Origin of the sequence: Microvirga flocculans ATCC BAA-817 (genome assembly GCF_000518665.1) — a bacterium.
Classification (GTDB): Bacteria; Pseudomonadota; Alphaproteobacteria; order Rhizobiales; family Beijerinckiaceae; genus Microvirga; species Microvirga flocculans.
The window spans coordinates 1-18,838 of the sequence record NZ_JAEA01000022.1; the positions used below are offsets into that span (position 1 = coordinate 1).

General features: G+C 62.7%; 17 protein-coding genes. 7 read left to right on the plus strand and 10 right to left on the minus strand.

Annotation, left to right across the window (positions count from 1 at the left end; translation table 11 throughout):
• The 3 genes from L879_RS23780 to L879_RS0117755 form a co-directional block, all read right to left on the minus strand.
• Nucleotides 1-1,917 (minus strand): calcium-binding protein (locus tag L879_RS23780; RefSeq protein ID WP_438268226.1); only part of this gene is annotated, 1,917 nt, incomplete at its 3' end.
• 510 nt (nt 1,918-2,427) lie between these two features.
• Nucleotides 2,428-3,696 carry a DNA polymerase IV gene (locus L879_RS0117750; protein ID WP_027317279.1) on the minus strand — a complete coding sequence of 423 codons (1,269 nt, stop codon included), beginning with the start codon at nt 3,694-3,696 and terminating at the stop codon, nt 2,428-2,430.
• A gap of 10 nt (nt 3,697-3,706) precedes the next feature.
• Nucleotides 3,707-3,946: a DUF3572 domain-containing protein gene (locus L879_RS0117755; RefSeq protein ID WP_245265261.1), complete on the minus strand. Its 240-nt coding sequence runs from the start codon at nt 3,944-3,946 to the stop codon at nt 3,707-3,709.
• A gap of 149 nt (nt 3,947-4,095) precedes the next feature.
• On the opposite strand from L879_RS0117755, the gene L879_RS0117760 reads away from it, so the two are divergent.
• From L879_RS0117760 to L879_RS0117780, 5 genes are all read left to right on the plus strand, one after another.
• Entirely contained in the window at nt 4,096-4,479 is a 384-nt protein-coding gene (locus L879_RS0117760; protein ID WP_027317281.1) for a response regulator, read from the plus strand.
• Nucleotides 4,480-4,998: 519 nt separating this feature from the next.
• Nucleotides 4,999-6,840 (plus strand): adenine deaminase, encoded by a 1,842-nt coding sequence (locus L879_RS0117765; protein ID WP_027317282.1) that lies wholly within the window; start codon nt 4,999-5,001, stop codon nt 6,838-6,840.
• Nucleotides 6,841-6,956: 116 nt separating this feature from the next.
• Nucleotides 6,957-8,234, plus strand: coding sequence for an efflux RND transporter periplasmic adaptor subunit (locus L879_RS0117770; RefSeq protein ID WP_027317283.1), 1,278 nt, complete (start codon nt 6,957-6,959; stop codon nt 8,232-8,234).
• Complete coding sequence (locus L879_RS0117775) at nt 8,231-8,953, plus strand: ABC transporter ATP-binding protein (protein WP_051435414.1); 723 nt, start codon at nt 8,231-8,233, stop codon at nt 8,951-8,953. Before L879_RS0117770 ends, L879_RS0117775 begins: the two co-directional genes overlap by 4 nt.
• Nucleotides 8,953-10,158, plus strand: coding sequence for an ABC transporter permease (locus L879_RS0117780; RefSeq protein ID WP_027317285.1), 1,206 nt, complete (start codon nt 8,953-8,955; stop codon nt 10,156-10,158). The genes L879_RS0117775 and L879_RS0117780 overlap by 1 nt, the downstream gene beginning before the upstream one ends.
• A gap of 2 nt (nt 10,159-10,160) precedes the next feature.
• On the opposite strand, the gene L879_RS22185 is transcribed toward L879_RS0117780, so the two are convergent.
• From L879_RS22185 to L879_RS0117795, 3 genes are all read right to left on the minus strand, one after another.
• Entirely contained in the window at nt 10,161-11,282 is a 1,122-nt protein-coding gene (locus tag L879_RS22185) for an FUSC family protein (protein WP_161634681.1), read from the minus strand.
• Between the two features lie 78 nt (nt 11,283-11,360).
• Nucleotides 11,361-11,543, minus strand: coding sequence for a hypothetical protein (locus tag L879_RS0117790; protein WP_027317286.1), 183 nt, complete (start codon nt 11,541-11,543; stop codon nt 11,361-11,363).
• A gap of 131 nt (nt 11,544-11,674) precedes the next feature.
• The gene (locus L879_RS0117795; RefSeq protein ID WP_027317287.1) at nt 11,675-11,878 is read right to left on the minus strand and encodes a hypothetical protein; all 204 of its coding nucleotides are present in this window, start codon (nt 11,876-11,878) and stop codon (nt 11,675-11,677) included.
• A gap of 314 nt (nt 11,879-12,192) precedes the next feature.
• Here L879_RS0117795 and L879_RS24635 point away from each other — a divergent pair, with 314 nt between their 5' ends.
• Nucleotides 12,193-12,780 carry a hypothetical protein gene (locus L879_RS24635; RefSeq protein WP_051435416.1) on the plus strand — a complete coding sequence of 196 codons (588 nt, stop codon included), beginning with the start codon at nt 12,193-12,195 and terminating at the stop codon, nt 12,778-12,780.
• A 96-nt stretch (nt 12,781-12,876) separates the two neighbouring features.
• Here the strand turns inward: L879_RS24635 and rpmG are convergent, their stop codons facing one another.
• The 4 genes from rpmG to rnr all read right to left on the minus strand — a co-directional run bounded on the left by rpmG (nt 12,877) and on the right by rnr (nt 16,767).
• Nucleotides 12,877-13,044, minus strand: a complete 168-nt coding sequence (rpmG, locus tag L879_RS0117805) for a 50S ribosomal protein L33 (protein ID WP_027317288.1) — start codon at nt 13,042-13,044, stop codon at nt 12,877-12,879.
• Between the two features lie 204 nt (nt 13,045-13,248).
• Nucleotides 13,249-13,974 carry an NUDIX hydrolase gene (locus L879_RS0117810; RefSeq protein WP_027317289.1) on the minus strand — a complete coding sequence of 242 codons (726 nt, stop codon included), beginning with the start codon at nt 13,972-13,974 and terminating at the stop codon, nt 13,249-13,251.
• Nucleotides 13,952-14,437, minus strand: a complete 486-nt coding sequence (locus L879_RS0117815; RefSeq protein WP_027317290.1) for a DUF983 domain-containing protein — start codon at nt 14,435-14,437, stop codon at nt 13,952-13,954. Before L879_RS0117815 ends, L879_RS0117810 begins: the two co-directional genes overlap by 23 nt.
• A gap of 14 nt (nt 14,438-14,451) precedes the next feature.
• Nucleotides 14,452-16,767, minus strand: coding sequence for a ribonuclease R (gene rnr / locus L879_RS22195; protein WP_051435417.1), 2,316 nt, complete (start codon nt 16,765-16,767; stop codon nt 14,452-14,454).
• A gap of 442 nt (nt 16,768-17,209) precedes the next feature.
• Between rnr and L879_RS22985 the strand changes: the two genes are divergently transcribed.
• Nucleotides 17,210-18,838, plus strand: a 1,629-nt coding sequence (locus L879_RS22985; RefSeq protein ID WP_161634682.1) for a calcium-binding protein, incomplete at its 3' end; no start/stop codon positions are given.

The following is an 18,838-nucleotide window of genomic DNA, read 5'->3' on the forward strand; positions in this document are numbered from 1 at the left end:
GATGTAGACGTCGCCGGCCGCATCGCCGGTGTTGGCCAAGCGGTTGACCAGGCTCGCGGTCACGCCCGCCGTGGCGGTGGCATAGGAGGCCCAGTTGAAGCCCGCCCCGCCGTCGAGGGTATCGGCGCCGGCCCCGCCCTGCAGGATGTCGTCGGACCCGAGCCCGCGCAGGTGGTTGTTCCCCGCAGTGCCGGCGAGCACGTCCGAGCCGGCCGAGCCCTCGACGTTCTCGATGCCGTCATAGACATCGCCCGCCGCCTCGGTGCCGCCGCCCGACAGGCTGCCGGCATAACCGCGCCCGTCCGAAAGGCTCACGCTCACCCCGCCCACGGCATCGGCGTACGACACCCAGTCGACCCCGTCGCCGCCCCGCAGCACATCAGCCCCCAAACCGCCAACCAGCGTGTCAGAGCCGTCGCCGCCGTCGAGACGGTCTGCTCCGGTCCCGCCCTGCAAAAGGTCCTGATCAGCCCCGCCAAAGAGTCTGTCATTGCCGTCCAGGCCCGCCAGGGTGTCGTTGCCGGCATTGCTTAGGATCGTATTGCCTGCGGCATCGCCGGTGAGTTTGTCATTGAAGTTCGATCCAATCAGACCCTCGATGCCGTCATAGACATCGCCCGCCGCTTCGCCCGTGTTCTGTGAGGCATCCGTCAGGCTCGCGACGATACCAGTGGCTGCCGATGCATAGCTCGCTGTGTCGTAACCTGAGCCGCCGTCGAGCAAGTCAGCACCTTGGCCGCCTTTGAGCACGTCATTGTCTAGACCGCCCATAAGGATGTCACAATTGTCGGAACCCATCAGAGTATCTTGGCCGGCTGCACCATATAGGAGGCCCAGACCTTGGAGATTATCCCCCTGACTTGAGCCGATATGGCTTTCAAGGTGTTGAGATTCAGACCCGATCTTAAATGTCAGCGTGCCTGTCTTCTTTATATCGTTCCCAGATGTGCTGACATCGTCGAATACTTCTTTGACAACTTCCAGTCGCTCAAGGAATTCGTCAAATGTCATAAAATAATCATTAATATTTTGCGGAGTTATGCTTTCTTCTGTCCAAATAAAATCTGTGGTCTCTGTATGTGTAATGCCTTCTTCGCCTATTGTTCTCGTCACGGTTTTAACATTATAATTGTAGCTATCCCCCAATAAGAAACTTTTCTCAATGTACTGAGTTACCTCAATCGCGTGCGTTCCATAATCAGTAAAGACGGAACGGCCGCGAAGCCATTCATGTTCGCTAATAGGAATTTGCGATCCTACTTCGTGGACAGTTGTTCCATTCGCGAACTGAGTATCCCTAGTGTATTCACCTGCGTTTTGGTTGATAGATGTATGGCTGATAGTGCCATCTTTATAGCGAACAAATATATCTTTATGGCCATCCGGCGCGATATAGCGCTCTATATATACATCATCCGGAGCAAATATATTTTCTACTGTTCTTCCATCAGGATATGACGTTTTGTATATTTGAGTTCCATCAGGAAGGTATTCAGAAGACTCGATCACTTTATCTTTTGAGACCTGCATTTCGATGGCATAGCCGTCATCACGCGTGAGTCTGTACGTGCTAGTGCCATCCGGTCGGTCGATAGTCTGTTCGGTAAAACTAGGCTGCTGTACGCCATTTTGATCGATGAAGGAGGCATGCTCTGTTGTAGTTGCCTTTATCCCATCCGGCGTCGTGATCTGTTGCTCCCGCAGGCCATCAGTCACAGTTGTGACCACGACAGATCCATCGGGCATAGTTTGTCTAGTAGTTGTATTGCCTGTCGATACGTTACCATCATTATGGACAATGATGGGTCCAACACCATCCACGCCGCCGACGCCTGTGCCAGCTTGTGCGCCGCCATAGCCAACTGTTCCACCATAGGTCGAGTTGTAACGATTCCATTCTTCCTCAATTGAATACATCGTAGCCCCCCACGCCCCGGCCTGTGCCGATCATGGGTGTATTCGGATCAGATTGTCCGAGCTCGTGTAACTCTCATTACGAGTAGGTTTTTAGAAATTATTATCGTTAAAACATTGAATTCTGTACGTTAAATTTAAAATTACCCATACGATATGCAACCTTTGCTACATGCTTGAAATTGAAGCCTCCTTAGCTCTCGCGCTGCACTCACCTATTGCCTCTCTGTTTAAAAGTCCGCCTCAATGACAAAGTGGCAGCGATCCTCTGAAAGCGTTGTGCCATTACCTTTAAGTTTTGGACCCCCGCAGAGGTCGCAGACCGTGAAGCAATTTCTTATATCCCCCCGCTTGTAAGTGTCTTGTAAGAGGCCGGTGCTGCCGCAGGACGTCATGATTCAGAGATCATCTTGAGACAGCTCGGGTTAACCGTTCAAGCGTCGGATAGAATGCCTCTAAAATAGGGAACTAGGCTGTATAGGGTTAAGGAGGCTTCAGCGCTTTCTCATGTACTCAAGTCTTCCTCAGCACGATTCCTTTCTGCACCGCTCCGGCGCCGAACTTGTCGCGGATCTTGTCGATGGCGGCTTCCATGTGGGCTTGGCGGACCACGCTCTGATCGGCGAGATCGCCCTTGTCCGCGTCTGCCGCGTCGCAGAGATCGGCAGCGCCGATGCCGATGAGGCGGAAGGCGGTGCCGTCGCAGGAGGCCTTCAGCAATTGCCGCGCCGGCTCGAACAGCCGGGCGGCGAGCTGGGTCGGGGCTAAGCCCGACCGGGTCCGGGTGAGAAGCCGGAAATCCTTGTCCTTCAGCTTCAGGGTCACGCTCCGCCCCGCGAGTCCGGCGGCCTTGAGGCGGCGGGAGACCTTCTCGGAGAGCCGCCAGAGGATCGGCTCCAGATCCTCGAAGGATCGCAGATCCGTCTCGAAGGTCGTTTCCGCCGAGATGCTCTTCGTCTCCCGCTCCGGCGTTACGGGCCTGCGGTCCTCGCCCCAGGCGAGGCGGGAGAGGCGCTGGGAGTCCCGGCCGAGGGCCTCGAACAGGGTCTTCAGGGGAACGTCCCGCAGATGCGCGATCAGCGTCACTCCGACCTTGGCCAGCCGGGCCTGGGCTGACGCGCCGATGCCGGGGATCATGCCGACGGGCTTGTCGGCAAGGAAATCGGCCGCTTCCTCCCGGCCGATGATGGAGAAGCCGCGCGGCTTCTGGAGGTCGGAGGCGATCTTGGCGAGGAACTTGTTGTAGGAGAGCCCCACGGAGATGCTGATCCCGATCTCTCTCTCCACCTTGTGGGCGAAGCGGGCCAATGTCAGGGCGGGGCTGCCGTGGTGCAGCCGCTCGGTGCCCGTCAGGTCCAGGAAGGCTTCGTCTATGGAGACGGGCTCCACCAGCGGCGTCAGCTCCAGCATGAGCCTGCGCACCTCGCGCCCCGCCTTGCTGTATTTTTCCCCGTTCGGCTTGATCACCACCGCGTGGGGACAGAGCTTCAGCGCCTGGAACATGGGCATGGCGGAGCGCACCCCATAGGTGCGCGCCACGTAACAGGCGGTCGAAACGACCCCGCGCTTGCCGCCGCCGATGATCACCGGCTTGTCGGCGAGGCTCGGATCGTCCCGCTTCTCCACCGCCGCGAAGAAGGCGTCGCAATCCACGTGGGCGATGGAGAGGCTGTCGCGCTCCTTGTGCCGCAAAAGGCGAGGGGACCCGCAGGCCGTGCACCTGTCCGCCAGGGGATCGGCGGATAGGGCCAGGCAATCGCGGCAGAGGGGCGCTTGGCTCATGGGCTTTTGGCTATTCGAACGCGGAGGGCGAGAGGGTCCAGTGGGCCTGCATGATATGCTCGGGCTTGGCGTTCAGCTCCTTGGCGAGGGCGATGAGCAGCGGCTCGTCCGACACCACGTAATCGAGGATGCCGGCAAAGAAGCCTGGGGACGATGCCGCCGAACGGATCGTGTCCGGCCCCAGCCCCGAGACGGCCAGGAAGCGCCCCAGGCGCTCCTCGTCGCTCGTGATGAAGGAAAAGGCCGCCACTGCGACATTTTCCGCCTCTTCGCGGGTAACTCTTTTTAAGGGAGTGTTCATGCTGTCGATTTGCATTTCATCAATAGGTTTGCACCTAACTATACCATCAGACGAAATATAGGGCCGGTGAAGTATGTTTTGGCCCCGGGATAGCGCCAATGAAGAAGACCGTGCTCATTGTTGAGGATAACGAACTCAACATGAAGCTCTTCAACGACCTCCTCGAGGCCCATGGCTATGCGACCCTCAAGACCAGCCATGGCATCGAGGCCATGGAGCTGGCCCGGGCCCATAAGCCGGACCTGATCCTCATGGACATCCAGCTGCCCGAGGTCTCGGGGCTGGAGGTGACCCGCTGGCTCAAGGCCGACGAGGAACTGAAGTCGATTCCCGTGATCGCGATCACCGCCTTCGCCATGAAGGGCGACGAGGAGCGGATTCGGGAAGGGGGCTGTGAAGCCTATATGTCCAAGCCCATCTCCGTGGCGAAGTTCATCGCAACCGTGAAGACCTATCTGGAGGCGGACGGAAAACCCGCCTGATCGGGCCGAATCCGTGGACGGACTGAAGCCGGAGCTTCAGGAAGCCCGGTCATCTCCTTGAGAGAACTTGGCTTTAATTTTTTTGGGAAAATGCCGTTTTCTCGCCACATGTGCGCTTGCATCGGCCGATGTTTCCTATACGTTCAGCCATAGTTTCCGCTTCGAGCGGAAGAAATGCCCTACGGATGCTCAGGTCCGCCGCATCTCCTGGGACTTCGTGGGCTCGGCCAGCCCGGAGGCAGATCGTTGCCTCCTCAACACTGCCTCCGGCTGGCCACCAACTCTTTCGACAAGGCGCCGCGAGGCGTCTTTTGTTTTGGCAGTGTCAGGGGCGGCGGGTTTTCGCGGGAAGCCCATGAAACTTCACACGAATCGATCGATTTATTAAGTTTTACGGCAAGCTGGGCCTTAAGGAAACATCCCGTTAGGGAAATATGCATCCGCATGCGCGATCCGGGGTGCGGTTGCCGCTCCTCCCTGCTAGCCTTGAGCAGCATTGTCCAAACGGGATGAGGGATCATGGACCACCGCACACCTTCGCTGCCGCCCAAATCGGCACTGACCCGCTTTTCCGTCGCGCCCCTGTCCGCCATGACCCGCAGGCTGGCCGATGTCGCTTCCGGCCGTGCGCCGGCCGATCTCGTGATCACGGGCGCGCGGGTCCTCTCGACCTATAGCGAGCGCATCGCGCCGGAGCGGGAGATCTGGCTGGCGGGAGGGCGGATCGCCGCCGTGAAGCCCGCCGGGGCCTACCGGCGGGCGCAGGGGGCGCCGGGCCGGGTCTATGACGCCAGGGGCGGCATCATCGCGCCGGGCCTCGTCGATCCGCACATCCATATCGAGAGCAGCATGGTCACGGCCTGCGCCTATGCGGAGGCGGCTTTGCTCAACGGCACCACCACGATTTTCTGCGACAGCCACGAGATCGGCAACGTGATGGATTCAGCCGGGATCGAGATGATGCTGGAGGATGCCCGCCACGCGCCGCTCTCCATCTTCCTCACCGTGCCGAGCACCGTCCCCGCCACCTCGCCCGATCTCGAAACGGCCGGAGGCGACCTGACGCCGGAGAAGATCGCGGCCCTGTTCGACCGCTGGCCCGAAGCGGCGGCGCTCGGCGAGAAGATGGATTTCGTGCCCGTGACCATGGGCGACGAGCGCAGCCATGCGATCCTCGCGGCGGCGCTGGAGCGCGGCAAGCCGGTATCGGGCCATATCTATGGGCGCGAATTCGTGGCGGCCTATGCGGCGAGCGGCGTTACCGATACTCACGAGGCCATAGACCGGGACATTGCGGACGACCTGCTCGATGCGGGCGTGTGGATTTTCCTGCGCGGCGGACCGCCCACGACGCCGTGGCACTCCCTGCCCGAGGCGATCAAGACGATTACGGAGCTGGGCGCATCGCACAAGCGCGTCTGCGTCTGCACGGACGACCGCGACGCGGACGATCTCATGATGTTCGGTATGGACTGGGTGACCCGGGAAGCGCGGCGCGCGGGTATGAGCCGCGAACAGGCCTGGAGCATGGGCTCGCTCCATCCCGCCACGCGCTTCGGCATGGAGGGCGAGATCGGCGGCCTCGGCGGCGGACGCCGCGCGGATCTGGTGCTGCTCAACGACGATCTCGACGTTCAGAACACATGGTATGGCGGCGAACTCGTGGTCGAAGGGAGGAAGATCACGCCCGTCCTCGACCGGGCGCTGTCGAACCGCTACCGCTATCCGCAGGAAGCCTATCGCACGGTTCACATCCCGAGCGTGCCGAAGCTCATCCCGGACCTGCCGGGCGAGGCCTGCACCGCCAACGTGATCCGGGTCGCTCTGCCGGGCATCGTGCTCTTCCACGACAAGGTCGAGCTGCCGAAGGCGGAGAGCTGGGATGCCTTGCTCTCCGGGAACGATCTCACCTTCGTCACCGTCATCGAGCGCCATGGCCGCACGGGCGGCAAGGGCGTGGCGCACGGCCTGCTCAAGGATTTCGGGCTGAAGAGCGGAGCAGTGGCGAGCAGCGTCGGGCACGACTCCCACAATATCATCGTCGCCGGCACCAACGAGGCCGACATGCGCGTCGCTCTCGAATCGCTCATCGACAGCCAGGGCGGCGTCTGCGTGGTCGATAAAGGTGAAATCCTCGCCATGGTGCCGCTGCCCATCGCGGGGCTTCTCTCCGACAAGCGCGTGACCGAGGTGGCCGAGGAAACGAAGGCGTTGAAGGCGGCCTGGGAAAAGGCCGGCTGCAAGATCCCGTATATGGGCTTCAACCTGATCCCGCTTTCGGTGATCCCGGAGATCCGCATCACCGACAAGGGACTCGTCCTCGTGCCCGAAATGGAGCTGGTGCCTCTCTACGAGCGCTGAGCACTCATCGCGAAAAGCCCTTGCCGTGCATCAATTTGGCACGGGCTTCTTGACCTGTCTCAAGGTAAGATCGGCTTCCGGCACCTATCGTCCCGACGGCATAGGATGCGCAAACGATGGCCGAACCCACCTTGCTGGACCGCACCGGAGACGTCGATGCGCTGCTCGACCTGAAGCGGTCGCCACGCCGATGGGGCGGGCTGCTCTCGGCCCGCCTGCTCGCCGCCGTCATCGTCATGGCGGCGCTCGCGGGAGGCTTTTTCTATCTTTATAATGGCCAGAGCCGCAGCCCGCTTCACTTCGTGACGGAGCCGGTGACGCGCGGCAATCTTATGGTGATCGTGACCGCCACCGGCAGCATCCAGCCTACGAACAAGGTGGATGTATCGAGCGAATTGTCGGGCACCATGCGCAAGGTGTACGTGGACTACAACAGCCCTGTGAAGGTGGGGCAGCCTCTCGCCGAACTCGATACCGACAAGCTGAAGGCGACGGTCGAGAATTCCCGCGCCAAGCTCGAAGCCGCCAAGGCGCTGCTCAACGTCGCGGAGGTGACGGTCTGGGAAACCGAGCAGGACTATAACCGCAAGCAGACTCTCGTTCAGAGGAGCATCAGTTCCGTTCACGATTCCGAGATCGCCCAGGCGCTCTATCGCCGGGCCGTTGCGTCGCTCGCCAGCGCCAAGGCCGAGGTCGGCGTTGCGGAAGCGGACCTGAAGCTGAACGAAACGAACCTGTCGAAGGCCGTCATCTATTCGCCGATCAACGGCGTGGTTCTCAAGCGCAACGTCGATCCGGGCCAGACCGTGGCCTCCACGTTGCAGGCCCCCGTGCTCTTCTCCATCGCGGAGGATCTGACCCAGATGGAAGTGCAGGTGGACGTGGACGAGGCCGATGTCGGCAAGGTGCGGGAAGGCCAGACGGCGACCTTCACGGTCGATGCCTATCCCGACCGGAAATTTCCGGCCACGATCCGTGAGGTGTATTTCGCTTCCGAGGTCGTGCAGGGCGTCGTTACCTACAAGGCCCTGCTCACCGTCGACAATTCCGATCTTCTCCTGCGTCCCGGCATGACGGCGACCGCTCAGATCTCCGTGCAGGAGGTCAAGGATGCGATCCTGGTTCCCAACGCGGCCCTGCGCTTTTCGCCGCCCGAGACCGCGCCTGCGCAGAAGACGAGCCTCCTGCGCAGCATTCTGCCCGGTATGCCGCGGTTCAGGCCCGCGAGCCAGAAGGAGGCTAACGGGCCGGAGCGTAAGGTCTGGATCCTGAAGGGCGATGCGCCTGTGGCCGTCCCGGTAACGGTCGGGGCCACCGACGGTCGGCACACGGAGATCACGGCTGGAGAGATCGAGCCAGACCAGGCCGTGATCGTGGACTCGACGGCGTCATGAAGCCGGTCGGCATCGAGAGGCCGGAAGCGGCTCTCATCGCCTTCGACGGGGTGTCGAAGGTTTTCGGACTGGGCGCGTCCAGCGTAAGGGCGCTGGACCATGTGGATCTCAGGATCGACCAAGGCGAGTTCGTCGCCATCATGGGGCCGTCGGGCTCGGGCAAGTCGACCGCCATGAACATCATCGGGTGTCTCGATGTGCCGACATCGGGCCGGTATCTGTTCAAGGGCCTCGATGTGGGCAGCCTGGACCGCAGGGGACGGGCGTTGCTGCGCCGCCGTTTCCTCGGCTTCGTGTTCCAGGGCTTCAACCTGATCGGACGCACGAGCGCGCTGGAGAATGTCGAGCTGCCGCTCACCTATCGCGGCATCCCGGCGGACGAGCGGCGCAAGCGGTCGCTTCTCGCGCTGGACCGCGTGGGGCTGAAGGAACGCGCGAGTCATGCCCCGAGCGAGCTCTCCGGTGGGCAGCAGCAGCGTGTGGCGATTGCCCGCGCCATCGTGAGCGAGCCCTCGGTGCTCCTGGCGGACGAGCCGACGGGCAATCTCGATACCAGGACGAGCCGAGAGATCATGGATCTGCTATCCGATCTCAACCGGCAGAGCATCACGGTCGTCATGGTCACGCACGAACCGGACATGGCCGCATGCGCCAGGCGCATCATCCGCTTCGTGGACGGCCATATCGAGAGCGACAACCGGACGATGGAGACGGCGTGATGCTCCTCGAAGCGGTCAAACTCGCCCTGGCCTCGATCCGGCGCAATGCGCTGCGATCCTTCCTGACGGTTCTGGGCGTCGTGATCGGCGTCGGCGCGGTCATCGCCATGGTGACCATCGGCAACGGCACCACGGCGAAGGTGACGGCCGATCTCGCGAAACTCGGCAGCAACCTGCTCTTCGTGGCTCCAGGCCAGTTCGGTCCGGGCCGGGCGAGTTCCGATGCCAAGCCCTTCAACGCGCGTGACGTGGAGGCGATGCGCAGCCAGCTTCCCGACGTGCGCGCCGTCGCGCCCGTCGCACAGCGCTCGGTCACGGCGATCCTGGGCAACGAGAGCCGGCTGACCGTCCTCACGGGAACGGACGACGATTTTCTCATCACGCAGGATTGGGGATTGGCGGCGGGGCGTTCGTTCCTCGAAGGCGAACTGCGTGCAGGGCGGGCCGCCTGCATCATTGGGCAGACCGTGCGGGACAAGCTCTTCGGACACGACGACCCTCTCGGGACGAGCCTTCGCGTCAACAATATCTCCTGTGAGGTCATCGGCGTTCTGCAGGCGAAGGGACAATCGAGCTTCGGCACGGATCAGGACGACACGATCCTCATCCCGATCCGCGCCTTTCAGCGCCGCATCGCGGGGAACAGCGACATCTCCCGCATCTATGTCTCCGCCGAGGACAAGGCCGACACGGCCAAGGTGCAGGCCAACATCGAGCGGCTCCTGCGCGAGCGGCGCGGAATCGTCGGCGACAAGGAGGACGATTTCTCCGTCCGCGACATGAAGCAGGTGGTACAGACCATGGCCGGCACCACCGCCGTGCTCACCGGCCTGCTCGGCGCGGTGGCCGCCGTGTCGCTTCTGGTGGGCGGCATCGGCATCATGAACATCATGCTGGTCTCCGTCACCGAGCGGACACGGGAGATCGGCATCCGTCTCGCCATCGGCGCGCTGGAAGGGCAGGTGCTGACGCAGTTCCTCGTCGAGGCGGTCGTGTTGTCGCTGTTCGGCGGCGTGATCGGCATCCTGCTGGGCCTCGGCCTCGCTGGCCTCGCGGCGCGTGGGCTGGGCGTGCCGTTCCTGATCGACCCGGCGATCATTCTCACCGCCTTCGGTTTCGCAGCCCTCGTCGGGGTGATCTTCGGCTATTTCCCGGCCCGCCGGGCCGCCATGCTCGATCCCATCGAGGCGCTTCGGCACGAGTAAGGTCAGGAGGAGCCTGGGCCGGAGACGCGGTTCAGGGCCAGCTCCCTCGTGCGGGCGAGCAGGTCGTCTAGATTCTTCTGGATCTGCTCGAAGGCGAACCCGAGGGCAAAGACCTGCGCGACGGTCCTGCCGGGCAGATCGCGCATGATCGCATCCGCTCTCAGCGCTTCCGATGCGGTCGTGAAATGATCGAGCGCCGCCTGGAAGGCGGCCGCATCAGGCGGCTGCGTGCGATTCCGCAGCGCCTCAGCGATGTCGAGGAGAAGCACGCGCATCGCCTCGTGCAGCGCGGTGAGCGACGGTTCGAGCTTCTTCAGCACGGGAGCGGGCAGGGGCGTGGATGCGGCGCGCCCGATCATCACGAGGTCATGGCGCACCCGGTAGAGAGTGCGGACGAGCGGCTCCGGATCGGGAGCCTCGGTGAGATGGCTCCTGCGCTCCCTGGCCGCCTCTTCCGCCGCGGCTTCCGCTTTCTTGAGCGCGGCGCGGATCTGAGGGTGGAGCTTCTGCAGCGACGCGCGGCTCTTCGGCCCCGCCGTCAATTCGTCGATGAAGGCCGAGACGAGATCCGCATTGAGCGCGACTACATTAGCGGCGGCTTCCGTCATCAGAGTATGGGCCCGCGCAGGCAGCACGAAGAGCGAGACGACGACGCCCACGATGTTGCCGAGGGAGATTTCCAGCACCCGGTCGACGGCCGAGGTGAGGGGGCCTGCGGCCTGTCCCGTCGGAGGAAGCAGCATGATGAGCGACGTGATGGGCGCGACGCGAAAGGACGGCTTGATGGCGGCGAGAAGCGCCAGAGGAAACAGCGCCAGCACGATGCTGAAGGCGAGGCCCGTCGTCGTGTCGTGCGGGACAAAAGCCGCGATTAAACCGCCATAGAGCGCTCCCGCGAGCGTGCCGGTGAACCGCTCGATCGCCGCTTTAAGGGAACCCCCGACACTGGCCTGCATCACGACGACGGCGGTGATCACGGCCCAATAGCCCTGCGGCAGATCGAAGGCGCGGGTCACGGTAAAGGCGAGGGCTCCGGCGATGGTGACGCGCAACGCCAGTTTCAGCTCTGCGGCGCGCGCTGCGAAGCGCTCTCCCGCCGGCCCGATCCATCCCTGCAATGCCATGCGATTCTCCGAATGCAGAGAGAGCATAGAGGGTGGTTCGCGACCGCGCCTATGGCAAGGATGATGCAGCGCCGCGCCTCAATCGAACGGCAGGACCACCAGAGCCGAGCCGCATTCTTCGCATGTTCCGAGAGAGGGCGATGCAATCATCTGCGCCGTACCGCAATCGGGGCAGCCCTTGAGGGCCATTCGAAGCGATCCCTGCATGAGATGCGCGCTTTCGCGAAAGGCTTCGCTCGTTAGGACGACGTTCTCGAACATGGTCGTCTCCCAGAAGCGCCGGGCGCTGACGAGCGGCTGCCTGCAGCGGCCCGATGCGCGTGATCGCCATCGATGCTGCGCCCCTTGCTCGCGGTCGTCAACAAAGCTTTCGAGGAAGCAGCCTCGTGCCGTCAAAGGCGTGTGCCGCGGCCGCGTCCGAGGAAATAGAAGAGCAGGGCTGCGACGACGATGAGGGCGACGAGAATCCAGACCCAATCCATTCCGCTTTGCGGAACGCCCGTTGGGACTCCCCCTGAAGACGTTTGAGCCATGACGATGCCGCTCCAGGCCGTGAGCATCGCAGCCAGCGAGGCTGCCTTGAAGGTCCGCGACATCGCTCTCTCCTTGAGACGCAGCAGGGGTAGAATCAACGTTATCGAAGGCTGCGTCGTTCCTCCGATTGAACGGGAGCAGCAACCGGAACCGTGCGCCGCCTCCTCATGAGTGCCCGCGACAGAAAGGCTCGAGAGACACGTCGACCTGCCGAGTGTATTTTCTAAGTAACCGCCACTCTGGATGAATAAACGTTCATGAAACTATGGTTTAAGCGAATAGAGAAGATGCTTTTGTCGCCAAGCTGTGAACTAAACAAAGACTTGCGGATTTGTCTTCCACGAAGGGATGTTTGTCACTTCTTGAGAGGTTCGTCATGAAGAAGTTGGCTTTGTTGGCGAGTGCTGCCGTCATCAGTATCGCAAGCGTCGGCGCTGCCGAGGCTCAAGCTTGGCGCGGCTATGGATGGCGCGGCGGCTATGGATGGGGCGGTTACGGCTATCATCATAACGGCTGGGGCAACGGCGGAGCCGTCGCGGCAGGCTTGGTCGGCGGCGCGCTCCTGGGCGGCTTACTCACCGCCGCAGCGACGCCGGCCTATGGCTATCCGGCCTACGGCTATGGATACGGCTACCCGGCATATGGGTACGGTTATAGGACCGGCTATCCCGTAGCCTATGGCGGTTACCCTGCTTATTCGTATCCGGCATATTCGTATCCGGCCTACGGCTATTACGCGGCGCCTGCGACAAGGGTCGTCTACCAGCCCGCACCCGTTTACAGGACCCGTGTCGTCTATGCGGCGCCGCGCTACCGGACCCGGGAGGTCTACCGCCAGCCGCGAACGGTGACCCGGGTCGTTTACAGGGACCGGGCCGGCATCGCCCGGCGGGATGTGGTCACGACGGGCTCCATCAACCGGCACCAGGTGCGCCATGTCCGCAGGGTGGAAACGGTCCGCTGAACCCGGCAATGCGGCCGGTCTTGGGACCGTGAGCACCAAAAGCAAAAAACCGCCCCGAAAGGGGCGGTTTTCATATGGGTAGCTTGTACAGGAGCCTTACTTGATCTTGGCTTCCTTGAACTCGACGTGCTTCTTCGCGACCGGATCGTACTTCTTGAAGCTGAGCTTCTCGGTCATGGTGCGCGAGTTCTTCTTCGTGACGTAGAAGTAGCCCGTGTCGGCGGTGGAAACGAGCTTCACTTTGATCGTTGCGGCCTTGGCCATGGTCGGACCTCTTGTTGAGTTCAGGCGCTCGGTTGGCCGTTGAGACTCGCCGAAACGCAAAGGCCGGGCGAACCCGGCCGGAAAATCGTGCCGTTCCCTTGCCCGATTATTGGGAACCAGTCAAGGGCGAAGGGCGGTTTCCCGACCTTCTTCCTGTCCCTCTCAGCCCCTCAAACCGGGCAGGACCGGCACCGGGCGAGGCGCCTACAGCAGCTCCCGCACGAAACGGCCGCGCTGCTGGTAAAAGAACGGAACCGGCAGCTGGGGCCCGAATCCGGCGGCGATCCGGGCTTCGAGTTCTCCGAGGATGACGGTGGTGATCGGCGGCAGATCCAGGGCCTTGGCCTGGGCGATGGTGACCCAGGTCAGCTCTACGAGTTCCGCATCCGGCCCGACGACGCCCTCCACCTCATCGGCGATGGCGGTGCGGTCCACGGCGAAGAATCGGGTGTCGAACCGCCTGACGCGCTTGGGCGGCGTGATCGCCCGGCCGATGAAATGCAGGGATTCGAGATCGGGAAACACGCCCCGTTCCTGAAAGGCGCTCCAGGCGGTGTTCGAGGGCACGCGCTCCGGGCTGCCGTAATCCTTCGTGCCGAGAAGCAGGCCGGTCTCCTCGAAGGTCTCGCGGATGGCGGCGAGCGCCAGGGCCCGGCTGCGTTGGGCCGAGGGGCGCGTGACCCGGGCCATGAGGGCCTGCTCGGCACGCGGATGGAGCGCCCCCGTCACGCTCATGGAACGGTCGCCCGCCTCGATGCGCCCGCCGGGGAAGACGAACTTGCCCGGCATGAACTTGAGGCCCGCGTGGCGCCGGCCCATGAGAACCTTGGGAGTCTTGGGCTTGCGGTCGATGACGATGAGGGTCGCGGCGTCGGCGGGACGGAGGGTCGGAGCCTGGGGATTGGTCTCAGTGGAAACGAGGCGATCCATCCTCGCCAGGGTTTCGGTATCCGTCACGTGCGTTGTCCTCGTCGGCGTTCTTCTTGGTTCGGGCCGCGCCAAAGCCATGCATACCTAGCGCGTATTGCAGCCCCACGACAGCGCCTTTCACGGGCTGGAGCAGGACGAGGCACAGGAGCAGCGTCAGGGCCGGCCAGATCGCGAGATGAAGCCAGAGAGGCATCTCGAGCCTCGTCTCGGTCATAAGGATGCCGTAGCCGATCACGTGTCCGACGATGGTGATGACCACGTAGGGCGGCAGGTCGTCGGCGCGGTGATGGTGAAACGCCGTTCCGCAGGCCTCGCAATTGTCGGCCACCTTGAGGAAGCGGCCGAACAGGCGGCCCTTGCCGCAGCACGGGCAGCCTCCCAGAAAGCCGCGCGCCATGGCCGGCATGACCTTCACCTCATCCGGATCCGCCGGGGATTCCGCGGTCTTGATCGTCAAAGACATTCTGCGTCCTTCTCTCAGGCGCGCCCGCGCCGTTTGACCTTTACCCGCGTCGGCGGCCGGCCGGGAGCCGCCTTGCCGGGCCGTGAGCTGCGGGAGGGACGCTTGGCGCCCTTCTTCCCGCCTCCGGCCTTGCCGGTGAAGCGGCCCTTGGTGAGCAACTCGAAGCGCAGCGCCCCGGCCACGGGCGCGGCCTCCACCAGCCTCACCTCCACCTTGTCTCCGAGGCGATAGGTCTCGCCGGTGTCCTCGCCGCGCATCGAGTGGGTCGCCTCGTCGTAGCGGTAGTAGTCGTTGCCGATGGTCGCGGCAGGGACGAAGCCGTCCGCGCCGGTCTCGTTCAGCTTGATGAATAGACCCGCCTTGGACACGCCCGAGATCTGCCCGTCGAATGTGGCTCCGATCCGGTCGCTCAGGAAGTGGGCGATGAGGCGGTCGATTGTCTCACGCTCCGCCGCCATGGCCCGGCGCTCCGCCGCCGAGATCTTGGCGCTCACCTCGATCAGCTCCGCGCGGGTCGTGGTCGGAGGCAGGCCGTCCTTGCCGAGTTTCAGGGCGGCGATGAGGGCCCGGTGGACGATGAGATCCGCATAGCGACGGATCGGCGAGGTGAAATGGGCGTACCGGCGCAGGTTGAGGCCGAAATGGCCGTAATTCTCCGCCGCGTACTCTGCCTGGGATTGCGAGCGCAGCACCACCTCGTTGATGAAAAGCTGATGCTCGGAGCCTTCGACGCTGCGCAGGATCCTGTTGAACAGCTCCGGCTTCAGGGGGCCTTGGCCCGGAACTTTAAGGCCGATGGAGGCGAGCACCTCGCTCAGGGCCCGCATCTTCTCGAGGGAGGGCTCGTCATGGACGCGGTAGATCAGGTCGGACCCGGCCTTTTCGAGAGCTTCCGCCGCCGCCACGTTGGCGAGGATCATGAACTCCTCGATCAGCCTGTGCGCCTCCAGCCGCTCTGGCACGAAGACGCGGTCCACGGTGCCGTCGGGCTTCAGCACGATCTTGCGTTCGGGCAGGTCGAGAAACAGCGGCTCGCGGATGTCGCGGGCCTTCTTCACGCATTCGTAAGCCGCCCAGAGAGGCTTCAGGATCGCCTCCAGGATCGGTTGCGTGACCTCGTCGGGCCTGCCGTCGATGGCGGCCTGGGCCTGGCTGTAGGAGAGCTTCTCCGCCGAGCGCATCATGATCCGGTGGAAGCTGTGGCGCACCTTGCGCCCGTCCGGCCCGATCACCATGCGCACGGCGAGGGCCGGGCGCGGCTGGTGCGGCCGCAGCGAGCAGAGGTCGTTCGAGATCCGCTCCGGCAGCATGGGCACGACCCGGTCGGGGAAATAGACCGAATTGCCGCGCTCCTGCGCTTCCCGGTCCATGGCGGAGCCCGGCCGCACATAGGCCGCCACATCGGCGATCGCCACGGTGACGATGAAGCCGCCCGCATTGTTCGGATCCTCGTCGCGCACGGCATGAACCGCGTCGTCATGGTCCTTGGCGTCCGGCGGGTCGATGGTCACGAGGGGCAGGTCGCGCCAATCCTCTCGCCCGTCGAGGGTGGCGTGCGGCGCGGCCGCGGCCTCGTCGAGAACCGCCTTCGGGAACTCGTTGGGGATGCTGTGGGCGTGGATGGCGATGAGGCTGATCGCCTTCTCGGACTTGATCGAGCCGAGGCGCTCCTTCACCTTGGCGGTGGGCAGGCCGAAGCGCCCGTGCTTGACGATGGAGACCGCGATCAGATCGCCGTCCTGCGCCTCGCCCTCGTCGCCGGGCCTGATCTGAAGCTCCTGGTCGCGGGCCTTCTTGTCGACGGGGATGAGGCGGCCGCCGCCCTCGGGGAGGGCGCGGAAGATGCCGAGCACCTGCGCCTGCTTTTTGGCGATGATCTTGGTGACACGGCCGGCATAGCGGTGGATGTCCCCTGCCTTCAGCGGATCGACCCTCAGGAGCGCCCGGTCGCCCACGCCCGCCACCGGCATGCCGGGACGCGGCTTGCGGGGCGTGACGATGACGATCGTGGGGATCGCCCCGTGCTCCTCGTCCCACTCCGTGGGGACCGCGATCAGCTCCCCGTCTCGGTCGCGTCTGACGATGTCGGCCAGCACCACGGGGGGCAGCTGCCCAGCCTTGTGAACGCTCTTGCCTCGGCGGTCGACGATGCCTTCGATCTCAAGGTCCTTGAGCACCTGTTTCAGCCAGATCCGGTCGCTGCCCTTGATCCCGAAGCGCTGCGCGATCTCCCGCTTGCCTACCTTGCCCTGGGCATGGGTGATGAAGGAGACGACTTCCTCGCGGGAGGGAAGCGCGGTCGAAGGATCGGCTTTCGAACGTTTGGCCAAGGTCAGAAGCTCATCAGGTTCACGGGGTCTTGTCGCATGCAAGCGGGGCCGCGGCTAGCCCGGGCCGCCCGGTATTCTTGATGACGTTCGGGCGGGATAAGAGATCCACGGGAAACGGAGGCGATGCAGCCAAAAAATAAGGCCCCGATAACGGAGCCTTAAGGAGCCGGCCCGTGGGGGCAGAATGGGCCGGTGAGTTCATAGAACGCACCGGTTCAGGGATGGTTCCAGGCATTTGGAAAATTTTTTTGAAGCTGCTGAGGGCAAGGAGATTTGCAATCAGAAATAGATTTGATGCGATAACTTGTAAGTTATGATTGCGCAGAGGCTGAAGGGTGATGAACCACTTACACATAAAGCGATTCTGCTCGTTTGGAGAGTATGAATAATTTCTAAACAAGATACTAAGTTGCAAGATTTCTATCTTGTATGAGGCTTTCTTATGGCTGCCCGGACCCTTCAGGAAATGCTGGATGAGTACGAGAACCAGTATGGCGTCGCTATATCGTTCAATTATATCGGTTATGGCGGTGTTGTCGTAACACCGGGTACGCAAAATCAAGAAGGCCAGACCATGACTGTCGGTGGCGGTCCGGTCAAACAGCCGACACAGAACGCCCGTGACCTTCCGGGCGACAGTGGTGTCACTGAAGCACATATTACAAACGTCACAGATGAGCTGCATGCGAATGGAGTACGTACTGTCACGTTCGTATGGTCCGATGGGACAAGAGAAATCCAAGAGTATCGGACCGACAAGACGCTGCTCGTGACGCATTATGCCAGCGACGGCGGCAAGGTCGTCGAGCTCTTCGATGTCAATGGCGCAAGCGCCTTCACGGCATTCGACCGGAATGGCGATCTCTACCGCTCTGGGACGAGGGACGGGAAGGGGAACGAGCGCTTTGTTCAGTTCAATCCCGATGACTCCAGAGAAGAGCATGTCCTGAACAGTGACGGATACCACATTTCCGGAAGAAGAACGGACGGCAGCACCTACACTCATGACAGCTATTACGGCCTGCATGAAATACATATTGAAAGGCGCGCCGACGGTACGATTACGGAAAGCTATATCGAAACTTCCTTGCAGGGGCGCGAACTCTACCGCCTCTTCGACAGCGGAGAAACCGGCACCGTGAGGTTGGATCTGCGCAACCAGCCGCTGGGACCCATTGTTGAGACTACTCAGGCGCAGTGGGAACACAGGGTCAGCGAGATCACCGAAAATTATGCCGGCGGCAACACGACCCTCAGAGGCGTCGGAGAAGTCATTATCGGCTCGAGGAAATACAATGTCGAAATGTCGCTCGGGTCTCGTTCAGATGATGAGCTCACCGGCAATGGCATCCTGGCAGGCGGTAATGGAGACGATACTCTCATCGGCGGAGCTAAAGGTGATATCCTGAAGGGTGGCGCTCATGACGATGTGTTGAAAGGCAACGGCGGAGCCGATTTGATCGACGGCGGAGCTGGCGCCGATAGGGCCAGCTATACCTCGGCGACGTCCGGTGTAGTCGTGAACCTTTCGGATTCCTCGCAGAACACCGGGGAGGCAGCGGGCGATACGTTCGACAGCATCGAGGGCCTGATCGGCTCGGCGTATGCCGATAAGTTGGTCGGTAATGCGGAAGCCAACACTCTTGAGGGCCTTGACGGCTCTGACACGCTGGTTGGCGGTTTGGGGGCTGATGTGCTGCGGGGCGGCGACGGGGTCGACTGGGTGTCGTACGCCGATGCCGTGGGCGGGGTGAGCGTGAGCCTTTCGGACGGGCGCGGTTATGCCGGCAGCCTGTCGGGCGGCGGCACCGAGGCGGCGGGCGATGTCTATGACGGCATCGAGAACGTCGAGGGCTCGGCCGGCTCGGACGTGCTCGCCGGCAATGCGGGGAACAACCACCTGCGCGGGCTCGGGTCCGACGACATCCTGCAGGGCGGGGCCGGCGCCGATACCCTCGACGGCGGGGCGGGCTTCAACTGGGCCTCCTATGCCACCGCCACGGCGGGCGTGACCGCGAGCCTGGTCAACCGCTTGGCCAACACCGGCGATGCGGCCGGCGACGTCTACATC